This window comes from Xanthovirga aplysinae (genome assembly GCF_009711365.1).
Taxonomy (GTDB): Bacteria; Bacteroidota; Bacteroidia; order Cytophagales; family Cyclobacteriaceae; genus Xanthovirga; species Xanthovirga aplysinae.
Genome location: NZ_SMMB01000440.1, coordinates 1 through 1,639, shown reverse-complemented (window position 1 = coordinate 1,639; position 1,639 = coordinate 1). Strand labels below are relative to the sequence as shown.

1 protein-coding gene is annotated in these 1,639 nt (G+C 37.2%); it reads left to right on the top strand.

The window, feature by feature from the left end:
• Positions 1-1,458, top strand: a 1,458-nt coding sequence (locus E1171_RS01655) for a S41 family peptidase (protein WP_155203439.1), incomplete at its 5' end; no start/stop codon positions are given.
• Positions 1,459-1,639 lie beyond the last annotated feature (181 nt).

The window sequence follows — 1,639 nt, the reverse complement described above, 5'->3', positions numbered from 1 at the left end:
GTCTTTATGGGAAAAATAGGATATAATATGAAATTCAAACTTTTTATTATCTTAATAGCACTATTTATCGCTTCCTGTAAGGAAAAAATCCAAGAAAACAACTCCATTAATGGAGTGTGGCAGTCCGTAGGCTCAGGCTGGATGCTGCATATAGAAGACAGTAGTAGCTATTCCTTATTTGATGTCACATCTATTTCTTGTTTGCCACGCCGTAAAGCTGAGTTAAGAGAAATTTTGGAATCCTTAGCGCTTAAAGATGACACTCTTTCTTATTTAAAAGGAGTGATTACATATAAATTCACAAAAGCTGAAGGCTTACCGAAGCTTTGTGGCACAGAGCTTAAGGAAGAAACCCAAAAGGACCCGATTTACAATTTTGAGGTTTTCTCTGAAACAGTAAAAGATCACTATGCTTTTATGGAGCTTAATAGTGTCAATTGGCCTAAGCTTTTCCAACAGCAAAAGGACAAGTTAAGTAAACACTCAACGGATTTAGAATTATACTCAGTGATAGAGGAAACACTGGAAAAACTCAACGACAATCATGCCTACCTAGAAGCTAATGACGAAGTGTACGAGGCTTTAGAACAAAAACATTTAGACCAAGAGGAAGAAGCAAGGGATGATGAGAACTTGCGAGAATTTGGTGATTTCACAATTGCAAAAATGGTAGCCAAACATCATCTTGAAGAAGAAATGACTAAAGATTCATGGTTAATCCAATGGGGCAAGCTAAAAGAGAAAGTGGGTTACATTCAAATCAAAGCAATGTGGTTATATGCTGACCTGGATGTTCCAGATTCCTTAATCGAAGAGTTAGGATATGTTGATGCCTACGTAAAGACACTTCAAAAATTGTATGAAGGAGATTATATTGAAAAAGAAGTGGAAGGGGTAAAGAAGACCATGGATAAGATAATGGATGATCTTGCAGACATGAATTCCATTATTATAGATCTTAGATTTAATGGAGGTGGGCAAGATGCGGTAAGTTTTGAAATATTAAGGCGGTTCGTTACTCAAAAACAAAAGATCGCTACTCAAAAACTTAAATACGGCAACCAGTTTTCACCTACACTTCCATTGTACATCAATGGTACAACAAAAGCCTATTCAAAACCCGTATATTTGCTTACCTCACAACAAACAGGTAGTGCAGCAGAGGCATTCGCTATAGCTACAATGTCCATGAAAAATATAAAAAGAATTGGCTCCCCAACCTCAGGTGCTATGTCGACTGCCTTAGAAAAAATTCTACCCAACGGTTGGGCTTTCTCAATTTCCAATGAGGTTTACATGGATGTACAAGGGAATGGCTATGAAAATAAAGGGATTCCTGTAGATTATGATTTACGATACCCCTATGACAGGCAAACCTTTTTTAGGGCCGTTGCTAATGATTTAGAGGCTGACAAACAAAGTATTTTAAAGGCTATGGACATATTAAGGGCAGAATAAATCGCTCTACAACATTATGTATGCTTTATTACCATCCCCTCAGGGTGCCAATGAAGCATAAATTTACCGTTATAAGCAATTCCCCACATCAGAGAAACCGATGAAAAAGCAGCCGTTACAGAAGTCCTTAGTTCAAGGAAAAGAGGATTAAAAATCTCTGACGTTGGAAATAATATACTAA